Source organism: Agrobacterium sp. CGMCC 11546 (genome assembly GCF_013365515.1).
Lineage (GTDB): Bacteria > Pseudomonadota > Alphaproteobacteria > Rhizobiales > Rhizobiaceae > Agrobacterium > Agrobacterium fabrum.
This window is the reverse complement of sequence record NZ_CP047388.1, coordinates 1,213,476-1,230,058: the sequence shown is the minus strand read 5'-3', so window position 1 is coordinate 1,230,058 and position 16,583 is coordinate 1,213,476. Positions and strand designations below refer to the sequence as shown.

9 protein-coding genes are annotated in these 16,583 nt (G+C 60.7%); 6 read left to right on the top strand and 3 right to left on the bottom strand.

Features of this window, described 5'->3' with window-relative positions:
- Positions 1-9: 9 nt before the first annotated feature.
- Genes GSF67_RS20240 through GSF67_RS20230 form a run of 3 tightly spaced genes read right to left on the bottom strand, consistent with a single transcriptional unit; the run spans position 10 to position 7,961 of the window.
- Positions 10-1,077 carry an LLM class flavin-dependent oxidoreductase gene (locus GSF67_RS20240; protein WP_006310339.1) on the bottom strand — a complete coding sequence of 356 codons (1,068 nt, stop codon included), beginning with the start codon at positions 1,075-1,077 and terminating at the stop codon, positions 10-12.
- Positions 1,078-1,116: 39 nt separating this feature from the next.
- Positions 1,117-5,682: a type I polyketide synthase gene (locus tag GSF67_RS20235; RefSeq protein WP_176072074.1), complete on the bottom strand. Its 4,566-nt coding sequence runs from the start codon at positions 5,680-5,682 to the stop codon at positions 1,117-1,119.
- A gap of 41 nt (positions 5,683-5,723) precedes the next feature.
- The gene (locus GSF67_RS20230; protein ID WP_256435178.1) at positions 5,724-7,961 is read right to left on the bottom strand and encodes an AMP-binding protein; all 2,238 of its coding nucleotides are present in this window, start codon (positions 7,959-7,961) and stop codon (positions 5,724-5,726) included.
- 337 nt (positions 7,962-8,298) lie between these two features.
- On the opposite strand from GSF67_RS20230, the gene GSF67_RS20225 reads away from it, so the two are divergent.
- The 6 genes from GSF67_RS20225 to GSF67_RS20200 are packed head-to-tail and all read left to right on the top strand — an operon-like array spanning position 8,299 to position 16,569.
- The gene (locus tag GSF67_RS20225) at positions 8,299-12,861 is read left to right on the top strand and encodes a non-ribosomal peptide synthetase (protein WP_006310334.1); all 4,563 of its coding nucleotides are present in this window, start codon (positions 8,299-8,301) and stop codon (positions 12,859-12,861) included.
- Complete coding sequence (locus GSF67_RS20220; protein ID WP_006310333.1) at positions 12,858-13,754, top strand: class I SAM-dependent methyltransferase; 897 nt, start codon at positions 12,858-12,860, stop codon at positions 13,752-13,754. The genes GSF67_RS20225 and GSF67_RS20220 overlap by 4 nt, the downstream gene beginning before the upstream one ends.
- Positions 13,751-15,226 (top strand): aspartate aminotransferase family protein, encoded by a 1,476-nt coding sequence (locus GSF67_RS20215; RefSeq protein ID WP_006310332.1) that lies wholly within the window; start codon positions 13,751-13,753, stop codon positions 15,224-15,226. The genes GSF67_RS20220 and GSF67_RS20215 overlap by 4 nt, the downstream gene beginning before the upstream one ends.
- A gap of 14 nt (positions 15,227-15,240) precedes the next feature.
- Positions 15,241-15,480: an MbtH family protein gene (locus GSF67_RS20210; RefSeq protein ID WP_006310331.1), complete on the top strand. Its 240-nt coding sequence runs from the start codon at positions 15,241-15,243 to the stop codon at positions 15,478-15,480.
- 10 nt (positions 15,481-15,490) lie between these two features.
- On the top strand, positions 15,491-16,009 hold the full coding sequence (locus tag GSF67_RS20205; protein ID WP_006310330.1) for a hypothetical protein: 519 nt from the start codon (positions 15,491-15,493) through the stop codon (positions 16,007-16,009).
- The gene (locus GSF67_RS20200) at positions 16,006-16,569 is read left to right on the top strand and encodes a hypothetical protein (RefSeq protein ID WP_006310329.1); all 564 of its coding nucleotides are present in this window, start codon (positions 16,006-16,008) and stop codon (positions 16,567-16,569) included. The genes GSF67_RS20205 and GSF67_RS20200 overlap by 4 nt, the downstream gene beginning before the upstream one ends.
- Positions 16,570-16,583 lie beyond the last annotated feature (14 nt).

Genomic DNA, 16,583 nt, shown 5'->3' with positions numbered 1-16,583 from the left:
GCAAATCCTTCAGACCGCTCTGGCAACGCGCATTGGCGGCCGGTTTGCTTCCACGAGTTTCAGCAGGAATGGCAGGCTGCCCATAACGAGGTCGTAATCCTGGACGAAATCGATCAGGCAGGCGATTTCATCGACCCCCATCTCCGCCAATGTATCCACCGTCGACTGGCAGCTTTCGGGTGTACCGATCAGGGACCTGCCTTTCATGAAACCCTCAATGCCGAATTCGATCAGGCTGTCGAGATCGTCATCGCTGAAATTATCAAGCGTTATGTCGACACCCATGCTCCGCCCAAGGCCTTCGAGCAAGTGATAGTGCGTGCGGAGATAATCCCCGAACGGCTTGGAAACATTGGATTTGACCTTGCCGGTATCGTCACCCAGGAAGGTGTGGACCATCATACTGACCGTCCCCGCCGCCGGATCGTGCCCATGTTTTTCCCGCGATTTGCGGTAGGCCGCAATCTTGGGCGCAAGCGACTCCGTCGTCTCGCCGAGCAAAGCCGTCAGGACGTTGAGGCCGCGGCGGCCTGCTTCGATGAAGGTTTCCGTGGACTGGCACGCGACCCAGAAGGGGATGCGCGACTGCACGGGCCGTGGCAGGGTTTTTGCCTCGACGATATTGCCGTCCGCATCCTCGAACGAGACCGCTTCACCGGCAAGCAGCCGGGTGATCTGTTCATAGGAGCGCCACATGGTGCTACGGCGGTGGCCGTGCGGCTCCTTCGAAAAGACGAATTCATCTTTCGTCCAGCCGGCTGCAATCGCGATGCCTGCCCTGCCGCCGGAAAGATTATCGACGACCGCCCATTCCTCGGCCACGCGGGCAGGATGGTGCAGGGCCGCAACAACGCTGCCGGCTCGCAGCTGCACCTTGCGCGTGACCATGGCCAGCGCGGCACTGACGATCGAAGGATTGGGGTAAAGACCGCCAAATGCATGGAAATGCCGTTCCGGCACCCACAGGGCTTCGAGGTCGTTTTTGTCCGCAAATTGCGCGCTATCCATCAGCAGACGGTAGTTTTCCTGACCCGGACGCGATCCGTCACCGTCAAAATAAAAAAGGCTGAATTTCATCAGAATGATCCCGATTGTGTGTGAGCGTTGTCGGCGTCTTCAACGACCGGCCTCGACGTCATCAAGCATCGAGGCGAGCATATCCGCCTCCTTGTTGCGGGCGTCGAGACCCTCCTGAATGACCCTGGCGAGGCCGGCGGCCGTCGGTGCGTCGAAAAGCAGGGCACGCATCGGAATTTCAACGTCAAAGCGTTTTCGAAGCCGCGCGACGACCTGGATGGCGAGCAACGAGTGACCGCCGAGTTCGAAGAAATTGTCGGCGACGCCGATACCGTTTATCCCGAGAAGCTCCGCCAAGATGGCGACGACGTCTTCCTCAAGCGGCCCCTGCGGCGCGACATAGGCGGCCGATACCCCGCTGCGGGATGATTTCTGGCTGGTCGCCACAGCGCCGTGGGCAGCATCCTGAACATCCGCTGCCGGGCGGTTTCCGAGATCATAGGGCGTGACCACAATTGACGCCGGTGAAGCCTCCGAAAGGACCTGCGCCGTGACCTGCCAGACCTCCTCCGGGTTTATTTCCCTGTGGGCCGCATGGTCAGCCTCCGTCGCGTGAACCGCTGCGCAGGCATCCCAGTTGACGGATTTCCAGACCGGACCGGACGCGCGCCGTTTTGCGGAAACGAAAGCATCCAGATAGGAATTTTCCGCAGCGTATCGGCCAAGACCGGTGCCACCAACGATCGATGACAGCGACGACTGGACGAGCACGAAAATATCGCTGCGCGTTCCAACGACACGATCAAGGGCATCGATGGCGCCGGACTTTACGGTCTGAAGGCTTTTCGTGTCGAAATTTTCACTGCTGAGCAGGCCGAAATATTGGTCGCCCATGGCGGCTGTGTGGAAAACACCTTTCACCCGACCAAGGTTTTTCTCACCCTCCTCCAGCGCGGACCGAAGCCATGACGCATCGCTGACATCGCCGGAAAAGAGAAGATAGTCCTTTCCGGGCGTTCCGAGCGATCTGAGCGTCTGGATAAAAAGGCTGACCGGATGGCGGGGGCTGTGGGATGCAAGCCAGCGCTCCCAGTCCGGCACCAGCGGAATTCCCGCGCGACCCGCCAGAATGACTTTCGCCCCAGCTTTGATGAGGGCGCGGGCATAGACAAGACCCAGCCCTCCCAGAAGTTCGCCGATGACGAGATAGGTTTCGCCGCGCTTTGCGACAGCGCCATCTGCCGCCTCGCTGAGTTCGACACGCTCATGGGAGAGCGAGAGCAAAATACCGTCGCGGAGAGCATAAATCTGCTCTCCTTCGACAAACGGTGACGAGATGACGTTCCGAAGATACTTTGCGGCATTTGCGTCCTGCAACCCCTGAAGATCGATACTGCGGCAGGACAATCCCGGCAGTTCCTGACCCAGCATGCGCGCCAGCCCGTTGATCCGGGCTCTTGCGGGCTCGACGCTGTCGGCGGCGAAAATCCCATGCATGGAGCGGCCGATGAATGTCACATCCGGGCGCAGCTTGCCGCCGGCAAGCGTTCCGGCAAGAGCTAGCGCGAAATTCCACGCGGCATCCGGCAGGTCCGTCTCCGCCAATCCAAAACCGCTAATGATCTGATCCGGCGTCCAGTTCTTTTCGGCGAGATCATCGAACACGGCAACAAGATGCTCCGCTTTCGCCGGATCAATCGTATAGGCTTTCTCGGAAGCGCTGAATGTCGCACCCTCACGAACCACAACCGCATCGATCCCGTCCGGAATATCGAAAAGAGCCTCCGCACCGAACACGAGCCAGCGGCCTCGAGCGCTTGACGCTGACCCGTTTTTCAACGGCCGTGTCTTCCACACCGGCTGATGGAACCATTCGGCCATCGGTCTGTGGGTTGCAGGAGCGGCTACTTCCTGCCGGCTTGCGGGCGGCGCGATCCAGTATGACTGACGCTCGAAATGATAGCCCGGCAAGCCAACACGGCGACGCGGCGATCCGTCGTGAAGCGCCTCCCAGCTGATATCGATACCCGCCAGCCACAGCTGTCCGAAGGCCAGCAGCGCATGGTCGGCAGCGCCTGCCGCACCGGCCGCATCCGGCAATGACGTGACGATGCGGCAATCATCATTTGCCTGCTGGCGCGCCAGCCTTGAAAGCGTGGAGCCGGGCCCGACCTCCAACAGCACGGGAGCGGAAAGCTCGAGACTATGTTTTATGCCGTCGCTGAAATTTACCGCCCTGCGAAGATGTTGGGTCCAGTATTGTGGATCGCAGGCCTCTTCGGCCCGCAGCCAGTTTCCGGAAAGATTGGACATCACATCGATTGCCGGCGCAGAGAGAGCGATGCCGTCGAACAGGCCCGCAAACTCTTCGAGAATCGGCTCCATCGCCGCGCTGTGAAACGCATGCGATGTCCTGAGCAGCCGGCACCCGGCCCCGTCCCTCTCCAGACGTTCGGCAAAACGACGCAGAGCCTCCGTGTCGCCAGCGACGACACAACTGCCCGGCCCGTTCACCGCAGCTATTTCCAGCCCCTCTTCCAGCCGGGCGCGCAGATCAGACTCTGGCAGCATCACCGCCAACATTCCGCCGGGCGCGCAACCCTGCATTAACCGCCCCCGTGCCAGCACGAGGAACATGGCATCTTTCAGGGAGAAAACCCCGGCCAGGCAGGCCGCTACATATTCACCGACGCTGTGGCCGATCATCGCCCGCGGCTGCAAACCCTTCTGCATCCACATTCTGGCCAGCGCATATTCAACGGCGAACAAAGCGGGCTGGGCGCGGTCGGTGCGGTCCAGCCCGGTATCGGAGGCATCTGCCTCTGCAAGAAGCAGTGGGCGGATTCCAAGATCGTCTGGTATCAGTGACAGGCATTCATCCAGCGCGGCCCGGAAGTGCTCCTCACGCTCATAAAGCGACCGGGCCATTCCCACATGCTGGCTGCCCTGGCCCGGAAACATGAATATCAGACTTGGATCATGCTGCGGGATCTGGCCAGTTGCGAAACCGGGTCCGGATGCGGCTTTCAGTTTCTCGGATGCATCGGATAGCGTCGTCGCGACCGTGATGGAACGGTGGTTGAAGGTCTCGCGCCCTGTCTGCAGCGTAAGGGCGACATCGGCAACGGATACCCCTTCATTTTCTCCGATTTTCGCGAGCGCATCCGAAAGGGACGATTGCATTGCGGCGAGCGATGCGGCCGAACGCGCCGAGAGCGGCAGCAGCAGCGCGCCCGCCTCGCCTTGCGCCGATTCCTGTCGTGCGGGTGCCTCCTCAATGATCACATGGGCATTGCTGCCCCCCATGCCGAAAGCGCTAATGGCGGCACGGCGCGGTCTGTCGGCATCGGCTTTCCAGTCGGACTTGCCTGCGGCCACCCGGAAGGGACCGCTTTCAAAATCGCAGGCGCTGCTTTGCGTCGTGAAATTGCCGCTTGCGGGCAGGCATTCATGCCGCAGCGCAAGGACGGTCTTGATGAGCCCGCCAATGCCGGCCGCGGCATCCATATGCCCGACATTTCCCTTGAGCGAACCGATGAGACAAGTCCGGCCTTCGGCCCGCAGCGACGGCCCGTAGATACGGTTCAGCGCGGTCAGCTCGATCGGATCGCCAATCGCCGTCGCGGTCGCGTGCGCTTCCACATAATCCACCGCCGAAGGCGCGATGCCCGCATTGGCCAGTGCCTTCTTGAGAACCGAAGCCTGACCTTTGACACTCGGCGCCGTCAACCCGACCTTGGAGCTCCCGTCGTTACCGATCGCCGATCCCGCAATGACGGCATAGACCGTATCGCCAGCCGCCTTCGCATCGCCGAGGCGCTTCAGAATCACGGTGCCAACGCCATTGGTAAATATGGTGCCGTTCGCAGCCGCATCGAATGGCCGGCATTCACCATCCGGAGCACCGATGCCACCCGCCTCATAAAGATAACCGGCAGGTTTTGGCTGGCCGACGGAAACCGCGCCGGCCACCGCCATCTCGCATTCACCCGACAGCAATGCCTGGACGGCGAGATGCACCGACACCAGCCCGGTGGCGCAGGTTGCCTGGACGCCCACACTCGGGCCATCAAGATCGAGATGGTAAGCGACGCGCGATGCGATCATACCGGAAACATTGCCGAGCCCTGCCTGCAGCGGCGCCACGCTGTCGCGCAGGGTGGGGTCGGAATGGATATGGGTGAAGTGATAATTCAGCGAACCGCCCGCATAAACGCCCGTGCGGCCCCGGCTCTTCCCGCTTCCGTAACCGGCATGTTCCAGCGCGTTCCAGGCGCATTCGAGAAACACCCGTTGCTGCGGATCGAGCAACTGCGCTTCCCTTGGGGCATAACCGAAAAACCCGGCATCGAAAGCGGTCGGGTCGCTGAACCCGCCCCAGACCCTGACATAGTCGGGCTGTCCCGCCAATTGCGGGTCGACACCGGCGCTTTCGAGATCGGCATCCGTGACCGCCGTCAATCCCGAGCCGCCATCGGCAAGCAATTGCCAGAAAGCATCAATGTCATCGGCACCGGGAAACCGTCCTGCAAGGCCGATGATCGCGACGCGCTCATCCTGACGTGTCTGGAAAATCTCCAGACGCTCCCGCGCGTCCCGCAATATTCCGAGCAATGTCGCCTGATCGGACTGACTGCCGGCCCCGGCCTGTTGTTTTACGTTCATCGGCGATGGCTCCGATCATCGATTGCATGAAAAGCGTGAGATTATTTCCGGCCTGTTCCGGCCTGCAGAAGTGACGACAGGGCAGCCAGTTCGGACGAGAGGTCGGTTTCTTCCTGCGGTTCGTCCGGACGGGAATTTTGTATCGGCGTCTCATCCAACTGCGCCGTTACATCGGCGGTGAGGAGATTGCCGCAGAGATGTTCCACCAGCGCATCGATCGTCGAATGCTCGAAAAACAGCGTCGGCTGCGTTCTGACACCCAGTTCGCGCTCCAGCGTTCCGGCAAGGCCGACAAGCGCCACGGAATCCAGTCCGAGATCAAAAAAACCGGCATTCGCAGCGGGCAGAGTTCCGGCAGGAAGACGGGAAAGCCATGAGACTTCCTCCCTGATCCACTGCCGAAGCAGGGCCGGATATCGGGATCGGTCAACCTGCGCCAATTGTTGCGCCCAGTCCGCAACCGCACCCGGCTCGGCAACGGGCGTGAAATTCGCCTGCGGGGCGGCCTCCCAACGCTCGACCACCTTGAGATTGCCATTCAGCAGATCCTGGCGGCAGGCAAAACGCCGCACCTTGCCGCTCGGCGTGCGCGGCAGGCTGCTGGGGCGGATGAGGACGATGGTGGCAAGCTTGAGCTTGTGAACACGGGAAATGGAACCACGAATGGCTTGCAGCACGGCTTCGGCATCGAGATTGCGCAAACCATCGCGCGTAAGCTCACAAACGAGACCGACCTGCTCCTCCCCGTCCACGTCAAGCGCGAAAGCGCCCGCTCGCCCCTGCGCAAGTGCTGAATGCGAGGAGAAGGCGGTCTGCTCTATGTCCTCGGGATGATGGTTCTGCCCCCTGATGATGATGAGGTCCTTGAGACGGCCGGTAATGAAATATTGCCCTTCATGGCGAAAGCCGAGATCGCCCGTCCGGCGCCAGCCACCTTCACCGGCGATTTTCTGGTCGAAGCTTTCCGCGCTTGCTTTTGCCCTTGCCCAGTAACCGGGCGTGATATTCGGACCCCGGATCCACAATTCGCCGACCTGCCCATCATCGAGCAGCCGGTTTTCCTCGGGTTCCATGACAACGATCTCGATATCCGCTCCGGGACGTCCGCAGGCCGCCAGTTCGATTGCATCATGCTCGTCCGCTCCAGCCGGGAGCGGCAGCGCCGTTCCCCGTTTCGCCAGCGTTTCGCGCTCGAAGCACCGCAATTGCGGCGGATCGGATGGAGCATTTCCAGTCAGGAAAAGCGTGGCTTCGGCCTGGCCATAGCAGCAATAGAAAGCGTCGTGCCGGAAGCCGTGATCAGCAAACAGGGCGCTGAAGCGTCTCAGCGTGTGCGGGCGCACGGGCTCCGCCCCATTATAGGCGATGCGGACTGCGGAGAGATCAAGCTGTGCTGCCCCTTCCGCACTGTAGCGGTCGGCGCAATGTTCATAGGCGAAATTCGGCCCGCCGATGATGGTCGCCCGGTTTTGCGTCGCCAGTTCAAGGAATCGCAGGGGACGCCGCAGAAAGCTGGCAGGCGCCATGATCGACACCGGAAATCCGTTGAAGATCGGTGACAGGATGCCGTCGATCAGCCCCATATCGTGATAATGGGGCAACCACGTCGCGGACCGATCCTCGGCACCATAGTGAAACGCAAGGCTGATCTGCCGCAGGTTGGCCATCAGGTTGGCATGGGTGACCATGACGCCTTTCGGATCACTGGTCGAACCGGACGTATATTGCAGAAATGCAATCCGGCTTCCGTCGAGAACGGCAGGCGCGCTTGAGGAAGGCGTCAGATCGTGCAGTGGGATATTCGGATCGGCGCCTGAAGGCGCAAGGCAAAATCCGTGGCCGACGGCCCTCTGGAGCGGCTCGAGCAGCTCCTTCAATTCGTCAGCGCAAACGATTCCCGAGATGCCGGCGTCTTTCGCAATATGCAACCAACGGTGTATTCCTTCATTTCGCCGCGGCGCCGGGACAGGCACCGGTACGGCACCGGCATGCAGGCATCCGAGGAAGGCTGCGATGAAGGCGAGACCAGGCGGATAAACGATGAGGACCCGGCCGCCCTGCCCGACGAGACCTGTCTTGGAAACCTCATCGGAAACAATCTTAACGCGAGCGCTCAATTCGCCCCACGTCCAGCCGTCACTACGGCTTTCATCGATCGCTCCTGGGTCATCGGGAAAAAAACGGAACGCCTCGTCTGCCGGCCGTTCTGCGACTATATCCTCAAGCCTATGTATTATAGTTATAAAATTGCGTTCTCCAGATGGCTTTCGAGCGAACATCGGTATGATCTGCATCTGAAAAAACTCCTGACGTCCGGCCATCACTATTCACGAAGAGCAACCATAGGATGCTCATCGTTCTGATTGCTCACACTCGATCGTCAGCGGCATGCATCGCTGCCCGCTGCGTCTCGATGACAACAATTACCTCTTGCATATAATTCTTGAATCGCTTAGTCAAGAATAAGAAATTGAAATTGAAGACCGGTTTCAGGCGGCCGAACATGCAATTGATAGTTGTTTTAGCGATACGGACGACGCTGCCCGACACTAACCCGGAAGGGCTCACCATTCATTCTTCGGATCGCGTGAAGCTGACAAAGCCAAGGGGCGGCTTATGAATTACATCGAGCCAGTAGAGACCCTCATAACCCGGCTTCATCAGAACAATATCCGCGTATGGATCGATGCCGGGAGCCTGAAATGTTCAGACCCCGATGGTCACCTGAACGACGCGGTGATGAGCGAAATCCGGACCAGAAAAACCGACATTCTGGCATTTCTCAACATGGCGCACGCGGATACCGCCACGCCCGGCCAGAATGATATTCCGCTCCGCAATGAGACTTGCCCACCGCTGTCTTTCGCACAGGAAAGACTGTGGCTGATCGACCAGATCTATCCGGGCTCGGCATTGCACCATATCTGCATTGCGCTTGAGGTTCGTGGCGCCCTCGATCTCGATGCGCTGAAGGCGGCACTCGCCGGCGTCATGAGCCGCCACACGGTGCTTCGCGCCCGCATATACAGCGACAAGGGCGTACCGAAACAGACCATATCCGCTGCCTGTGACGCACCGTTTTCCGTCGTGGAGATTTCGCCGGCAGCTGCCGCGATGGAAGACGTCATTCATGCGGAAACGAGCAGGCCCTTCGATCTTGCCGCCGAACCACCCATTCGCCTGCTCGTCGCCAAGTGCGACGACGGCCGCCATGTCCTCGTTTTCACGCTGCACCACATCTGCGCCGACGGCTGGTCCACTGAAATCCTGCTGAAAGATCTCGGTGCGTTTTACAGCGCAGAAGTATCCGGTAACGCGACCCCGGAAGCTGCGTTGCCGATACAATATGGCGACTTTGCCGCATGGCAGCGCGAGCGTCTGGCGACGGAAATCGCAGGAACGCTCGACGCCTTCTGGAAGCAGCACCTTTCTCAGCCTCTACAGACCACGCAGCTGGTGACGGACATGGCGCGCACCGCGGGCCACGGCCATGCGGGTGAACTGCATGACTTCACGATCGAAAAAGAGACCGCCGATGCGCTGCGCAAGATTGCCGCCGCACACGGAACGACGCTGTTCACGGCACTTTTTACCGCCTTCAACCTGCTGATCCACCGCTATACCGGGCAGACCGATCTGGTGATCGGCACACCCGTCGCCAGCCGCCCTCATGTGGAGACGGAAGATCTGCTCGGGCTGTTCGTCAATCCTCTTCCCGTCAGATCGCGTGTCGATCCCTTCGGCAATTTCGAAAAGGCCCTGCGGGAAACACATGCGACCCTGCAGCAGGTCATCAGCCATCAGGACATGCCGTTCGAGCGCATTGTCGATATGGTCGGTGCGCAACGCGACCCCGACAGCCACCCGCTATTCCAGATAAAATTCCAGCTCGACGCCGCACCACGCGAGCGCATCCGGCTTCCCGGCCTCGAAATGCGCCGGCTTGCACGCCAGGACAAGGTCTCGAGGCTGGACCTGTGCCTCGATCTGCGCGAGACGGAGGCAGCGCTTTCCGGCACGATCGAATATAAGACCGCGCTGTTCCGCGCCGAGACGATTGGCCTGTTCGCCAGCCATTTCCAGCAACTGCTGAAATCCATCGCCGCCGCCCCCTCCCTCCCGGTCGCAACCCTTGCGCTTTTGAAACAGGAGGAGCAGCAGCAGCGGATTTGCGACTTCAACAGCACGGCGCAGGAACACGCGGGCCCACAATATTTTCATGAACTGTTCGAAGCACATGTGGCACGCGCGCCGCAGGCCGCGGCGCTCGTCATGCCGCGGGCGGATGCCGATGACATCATGACATATGGCGAGCTTAACGCGCGCGCAAACCGGCTGGCGCGCCTGCTGTGCCGTAAGGGCGTTAGCGCGGAAACCGTCGTCGCAATCTCGTTGCCGCGCAGCTTTGACATGATCGTGGCCTGGCTTGCGGTCTGGAAAGCAGGCGGCGCCTACCTGCCGCTCGATCCGGAGTACCCTGCAGAGCGCATCGGCGCCATGCTGTCGGATGCGGGTGCCCGGCTTGTCGTCAGCCACAGTTCGATCGATCTTCCAAAGACAGCCGACCGGCTCAATCTGGATGAGGACTTCCCTGACGACGAAAGCGCCGACAACCTGGAAACGGTCACCCACCCGTCGCAGCTGGCTTATGTGATCTACACGTCAGGCTCGACGGGCAAGGCAAAAGGCGTCCTTGTCGATCATAGCGGGCTAATCAATCTGACGCGGGACAAGATTCGCGCCTGCGACGTCACGGCTGACGATTGTGTGTTGCAGTTCTTCAGCTTCAGTTTTGATGCCTCCATTCCAGAACTGGTGATGAGCCTCGGCGCCGGCGCCAGACTCCTCCTTCTGCCCCGATATGCGACCCTTCCCGGCGCCGAACTGGCCGACATTCTGCGCGCGCGCCATGTGACGCATCTGACCATGACGCCATCGGCCCTGCTCTCCCTGCCGGTTGACGTCCTGCCGTCGCTGCGCACCGTTCTGGTCGGGGGCGAGGTTCCCATGCCCGAACTCATCGAAAGATGGGGAAAGAACCGTCGTTTCATCAATGCCTATGGCCCCACCGAAACCACCGTCAATGCCAGCATGGTCGACATGGGCGGCGGGCGTGCCGGCCTGCCGGTGCTTAGGCCCGCGGCAAACAAGCAGCTCTATGTGCTTGATGATAATCTCGAGCTGTTGCCCTTCGGTGTGCCGGGAGAACTTCATATCGGCGGCTGCGGCATTGCCCGCGGTTATCACGACCGGGCGGCACTGACCGCCGAACGTTTCGTTCCCGATCCATTTGCCACAGATGGGCGCGCAGGCGTGCTCTACCGCACGGGCGATCGCGCCGTCTTGCTGGCCGATGGCCGGGTTCACGTTTCGGGGCGGCTGGACAGCCAGGTCAAGATCCGTGGATACCGGATCGAGCCCGGGGAAATAGAAGCGGGCCTGCTTGCCCACCCGGCCATCGTTTCGGCAACGGTGGCGGTGCGCGACGATGGCCGCGGCGGCAAAAGGCTCGCCGCCTATGCGGTTCCTCAAATAGATCAGGACGCGGCAACCAGACCGACGCCATCGGAAATCCGCGCGTGGCTGGCAAACCGCCTGCCGAAATTCCTTGTGCCCGACACGTTCGACTGGCTCGAGGCGCTGCCGCTCACCGTGAATGGCAAGATCGATCCCTTAAAGCTCCCCGCTCCCCGCGCCGAAACGGACCCCGATGGCCGGGCGCCTGAAGGCGAGATGGAAGGCCGGATAGCCGGCGCGTTCGGGCATGTTCTGAACATCGATCAGGTTGCTGCAACCGACGATTTCTTCACGCTTGGCGGCCACTCGCTGCTGGCGACCCGTTTCTGCGCCGTCGCAAAGGACAAATTCGGGCTCGATATCGGCGTTATCGATCTTTTCAACGCCTCCACGGTGGAAGCGCTGGCGAACCGCCTGCGGACAAGAGATACCGGCGGCAGCGACGATGAAACCCTGCTGCTGAAGCGCGATATAAAACTGGACGACGCAATTCGCCCAAGCGCGACGGCAAAAGCCACAAGCGGCACCGACCACGTTTTCCTGACCGGCGCGACCGGCTTTCTCGGAACCTATCTGCTCCACGAGCTGCTTCGCGACCCCGAGAGAAAAGTCACCTGCCTCGTGCGCGGCGACGATGGAATGAGCCGCCTGCGTCAGGCCTTCCGGCAATATGACCTGCCGCAGTCCGTGCTGACGGAACGCGTGACGATAGTGGCGGGCGAGCTTTCCAAACCGGGCCTCGGGCTTGCCGCCGCGGACTACGACAATATTGTCCGGAATGCCGATTGTATTTTTCACAATGGCGCGGAAGTTCACCACCTGCATCGATACGAGCGGCTGCGCGAGACCAATGTGCTTGGAACCCGCGAAATTCTCCAACTCGCCTGCGCCGGAGAGGGCCGGCACGTTCATTACATCTCGACACTCAGTGCGCTCACGCCGCGCCGCGGTTCCGGCGGCGATCCCCGGCCCGTCTGCGAACTGGAAAGCGTAGAAGGGTTTGTCCCGCCCGCTGGCGGTTACAACCGGAGCAAATGGGTCGCGGAACATCTCGTCAACGAAGCCGGCAGGCGGGGATTGCCGGTGACGATTTATCGGCCGGGCGCCATTTCGGGTGACAGCGTTACCGGTGCCTTCAACGGCTCGGACATATTGTGCCGTCTGGTGCAGGCCTATCTTTACACCGGGACAGCGCCGGAAGGCGAAAGGCTGCTCGATATGCTGCCGGTCGACCATGTGGCCCGGGCGATTGTCCATCTCTCCGGCAAACCGGCTTCGGCAGGACAGGTTTTCCACCTCATTCATTCCTCCCCCGTTTCAAGCGCCCGCCTGTTTGAGGCCTGCGAACTGGAGGGGATCGAACTGAAACGGGTTTCGCAGCGGGAATGGCAGGACTTGCTGGGCGATGTGGCCCGCGGAACGCCCGACCACCCGCTCTATCCGCTACTGGGACTGCTGCGCTCCCCTTCCGCCGCCGGCAAGAGCGATGAGAAACAGACGCGCAACTTCGATTGCCACCTCACGCAGGCGGCATTGTCGGACGCGCCATTCCGCGAACCGGCCCTGACATTCGAGCTTTTGCGAACATATCTGCGCGCATTTGCCAAGGCCAACTTTCTGAACGCGGCGTCCGATGACGCGCGAAAGCAGGGTGAACGATGAGCACAGTTATATCAAGCGAAGCCAGCAATTACGACCATTGGGCCTGGCTTTACAACCACACGCTTGGCCCGCGCTATAGCGAACAGAAGATCGCCCCCCTGGCGCGGGCGATTCTTTCGCAGCTGCCGGACGGCGCTTCGGTTCTCGATCTCTGCTGCGGAACGGGACATCTTGCAAAGCTGATGGCTGACCGCGGATATGCCGTCACCGGGCTGGATGGTTCGCAGGACATGATAAACCACGCCCGAGGCAACGCACCGGACCTTGAATTTGTTCTGGGTGACGCACGGGATTTCACCTTTGAACAGCCCTTTGACGGCGTGGTCTGCACCAGCGCATCGCTGAACCACATCCAGAATACCGAAGACCTGCGGAAGGTCTTTTCAAGCGTCCGCCGCTGCCTGAAGGATGAGGGAATTTTCGCTTTCGACATCAATCATCCCGGCCAGATGGCGCGCTACTGGTGCGATGTGCCGGCCGAGGGCGAACTCACCGACGATTACGCCTGGCTGATCACGCCCCGCTATAATTCACAATCGAACGAGGGTTCATTCACGGTGGAAATCCATACGAGGCCGAAAGCGGCGCGTTTCTCGCTGGCGGAGGCGGCATACAGGCTTGCGGCCCGGCTGCTTTCCAATCGCCGGCGGCTTGCTCTCATCGCCCGCTTCGGCATTCCCGGAAATAACTGGGAGCGCCATTCGGTCACCAACCCTGTGTGGGGACACGATCTGGACACCGTGACAGAGCTTCTCCGGGCCTCGGGCTTTTCGGTGAAAATGCGAAGCACCGATGGCGGTCCGGTGACCGATGAACGAGCAGTCTACTTCCTCTGCACGAAGATTGCCGGCGACCGCGCGGGGCAGGAAGTCACAAAGGAGGCCGTCGAATGAATATTCACAATAATTCCGGCACGGCTACCCACCCTGCGACTGACCCTGTCACCGCCATCGTTACCGGCTTCAACCTCAAGACGCCGGGTTCGAAGCGCGCCGCCGCCTATAACCGCGATTTCCTTTCGGACAAAAGCTCGATCGGCCTTCCCTTCACGATGCAGACCAAGGAGGCGCTGTATCCCATTGTCGCTACCCATGCGGAAGGGGCTTATTTGCAGGACGTCGACAACAACAGATATGTCGATATTCTCATGGGCCTCGGCACCAATCTCTTCGGCCATAATCCGTCCTTCATCCGCACGGCAATCGAAGCGCAGCTGACCAAAGGTTTTGCGCTCGGGCCGCAATCCGATCTGGCCGGCGAGACCGCGGAACTGTTTTGCCGTATCACCGGAAAAGACCGCGTCACATTCAGCAATACCGGCACGGAAGCCGTGCAGACGGCCATGCGGATAGCCCGTGCTGCGACGGGGCGCGACAAGATCGTCCTGTTTACAGGATCGTATCACGGCCACTCCGACCCTGCCCTGCATAAGGCGACCAAACTGGAATATATCCGCAGGGGCGCATTGCTGCGGTCTCATCCGGCATGGCTCGTGGCGCTGAAACCACTTCTGAGGCGCATGGTGCTGACGAAAGCAGTTCCCGGTTTTTCAGGTGTGGCACCCTCCTCCGCCCGCGATATCGTGCTGCTGGAATACGGCAATCCCCGCTCCATCGATTACATCAGGCGTCACGGCGACAGCCTTGCCGGCGTGCTTGTCGAACCCGTTCAGAGCCGGAACCCGGAACTGCAGCCCCGCGAATTTCTGCATGAGTTGCGAAGCGTAACCGAAAAGACCGGAAGCGCGCTGATATTCGACGAGATGATCACTGGCTTCCGCGTCGCACCCGGCGGCGCGCAGTCCCATTTCGGCATCGATGCCGACATTGCCACCTATGGCAAGATCGCCGGCGGCGGATTGCCGCTGTCGCTCATCGCCGGCAAGGGGCGGTTCATGGATTTCGTCGACGGCGGAGCCTGGGCTTACGGCGACAGCTCCTTCCCGAAGGTGGCTCCGACATTTTTTGCCGGAACCTATTGCCGCCATCCGCTGGCGCTCGCAGCCGCAAAGGCGGTCGCGACGCGATTGCTGGAAGACGGCCCAGCCCTGCAAGAGGGCCTCAACGCCAGGACCCAGGCATTCGTGGAACGGCTGAACGGTGCGCTGAAGGGTGCCGGGTTGCCCGTGGCGTTCATGAGCTTCGGTTCGTTCTTCGCCATATCCGCTGCCCGCAGCCGCATCTCGCCGCAGGCTGTGACCATGCTTTCCTTCCTTCTTCTGACCTCCGGCGTTCACCTTCGTGCCGGGGATCGTGGTGGTTTTCTTTCCACCGCCCATAGCGATGACGACATCGCCTTTGTTCACGACGCTGTTCTGCAAAGCCTGACGGCTCTGGCGGACCACCGTCTTCTCGACAGACATTGATCGGAGTGACCACCATGAGTTCCCAGACACTGGCTGAAGATCTGCACTACAACGTCGTGATCAGCGACGAGGAGCGATACTCGATATGGCCGGTCTACAAGGCGGTCCCGGCGGGGTGGCGATTGAGCGGCTTTTCCGGATCGAAGCAGGCGTGCCTCGATCATATCGAGGTGGAGTGGACCGACATGCGCCCCTTGAGCTTGCGGCGGTTGATGGACGGCGAAGCAGCAAACACCACCAGCGCGCAAGAATAGGACGTAACCCATGGACGACCAACCATGGCCAAGCCCGGTGCCCCGCGCGGATGCCGGACCGGACAGGGACTGGCTTGCGCAGGATGCCGTTCTCGATCTGCTCCTGCCGGAGGCGCTGGCACCGGTAATGGCGCCGGAAGAACACGACAAGGCCCACCTGCAGCACATTATCTGCGAGGCACTGGAGGCGTTTACGCTGCATTATCCCGAATGCCGCGCGCGCATCGCCGCACTCCTCGGCAACATGGAAAAGCCGATGTCCGATCCCGGCATCGTGGATGTCAGCGGCCTTCCGCTGACGTCTTTTCACGCGAATGACTATGACCGGTATTTCCGCGTGAACCGCATCACCACCGCTGAGCCCGCCCATGTTCTGCTGCGCAGCTTCCTGCAGGTCGCGCTGTCCGTTACCGATCTTTTCTGCCGGGCGCCCCACCTGTCGGAGAAGGCCGCGAAAGCCCAGTTTGACGGTTTCGGGGTTCATGCAAGGCTTCTTGCAAGGTGCTTCGGCGTGGAGTGTGCAAAATGACCATTGCTCTCCCGTCGCCATCCCGGATCTGGCGCGAATTCCACTGGGCGTTTTTCATGAACGTGCAGGGGCTGGTTCTGTGCCTGCGTCGTTTCAACATGCAGGTGCATGAGGGCAACTTTGCCGAAGCGGACAGGGAATTGCGGGCCGCCGCGGTACTTCTGCGCACATCTGCCAGCTCCATGGACCTCGCCGCCAGCTTCAGCAAGGCGGATTACGAAAATACCATTCGCGTCTCCATGACGCCGCCTTCAGTGGAGTCAGACGATTTCAGCGGGCTGATGTCGTTCGATCACGCAGTCCTCATCCAGGTCTGGCGTGAAATGAAGGACGTGTTCGCCATGTTGCCGGTCGAACTCCATGACGCGCACGCGGAATTCGTCGCAGCCTACAAATATCTGGCGGAAGGGCATGTCGGCGTCTGCTCACGTTTCGTCGGCTCCGATGCCGGCAGCCTGCGATACGGCGACCGGAAGGCGATCGATACGCTCCAGCGCTTTGAACGCGGTCGCCTCGGCATGATCGATCCCCCAAAAAAAGGCTGCCCGTTCCACAAGTAACGTGCGTGTTCAAT

Coding starts and splice junctions, on each gene's coding strand:
- GSF67_RS20240 (WP_006310339.1), bottom strand. CDS start 1,077: ATGAAATTCAGCCTTTTTTATTTTGACGGTGACGGATCGCGTCCGGGT.
- GSF67_RS20235 (WP_176072074.1), bottom strand. CDS start 5,682: ATGAACGTAAAACAACAGGCCGGGGCCGGCAGTCAGTCCGATCAGGCG.
- GSF67_RS20230 (WP_256435178.1), bottom strand. CDS start 7,961: ATGTTCGCTCGAAAGCCATCTGGAGAACGCAATTTTATAACTATAATA.
- GSF67_RS20225 (WP_006310334.1), top strand. CDS start 8,299: ATGAATTACATCGAGCCAGTAGAGACCCTCATAACCCGGCTTCATCAG.
- GSF67_RS20220 (WP_006310333.1), top strand. CDS start 12,858: ATGAGCACAGTTATATCAAGCGAAGCCAGCAATTACGACCATTGGGCC.
- GSF67_RS20215 (WP_006310332.1), top strand. CDS start 13,751: ATGAATATTCACAATAATTCCGGCACGGCTACCCACCCTGCGACTGAC.
- GSF67_RS20210 (WP_006310331.1), top strand. CDS start 15,241: ATGAGTTCCCAGACACTGGCTGAAGATCTGCACTACAACGTCGTGATC.
- GSF67_RS20205 (WP_006310330.1), top strand. CDS start 15,491: ATGGACGACCAACCATGGCCAAGCCCGGTGCCCCGCGCGGATGCCGGA.
- GSF67_RS20200 (WP_006310329.1), top strand. CDS start 16,006: ATGACCATTGCTCTCCCGTCGCCATCCCGGATCTGGCGCGAATTCCAC.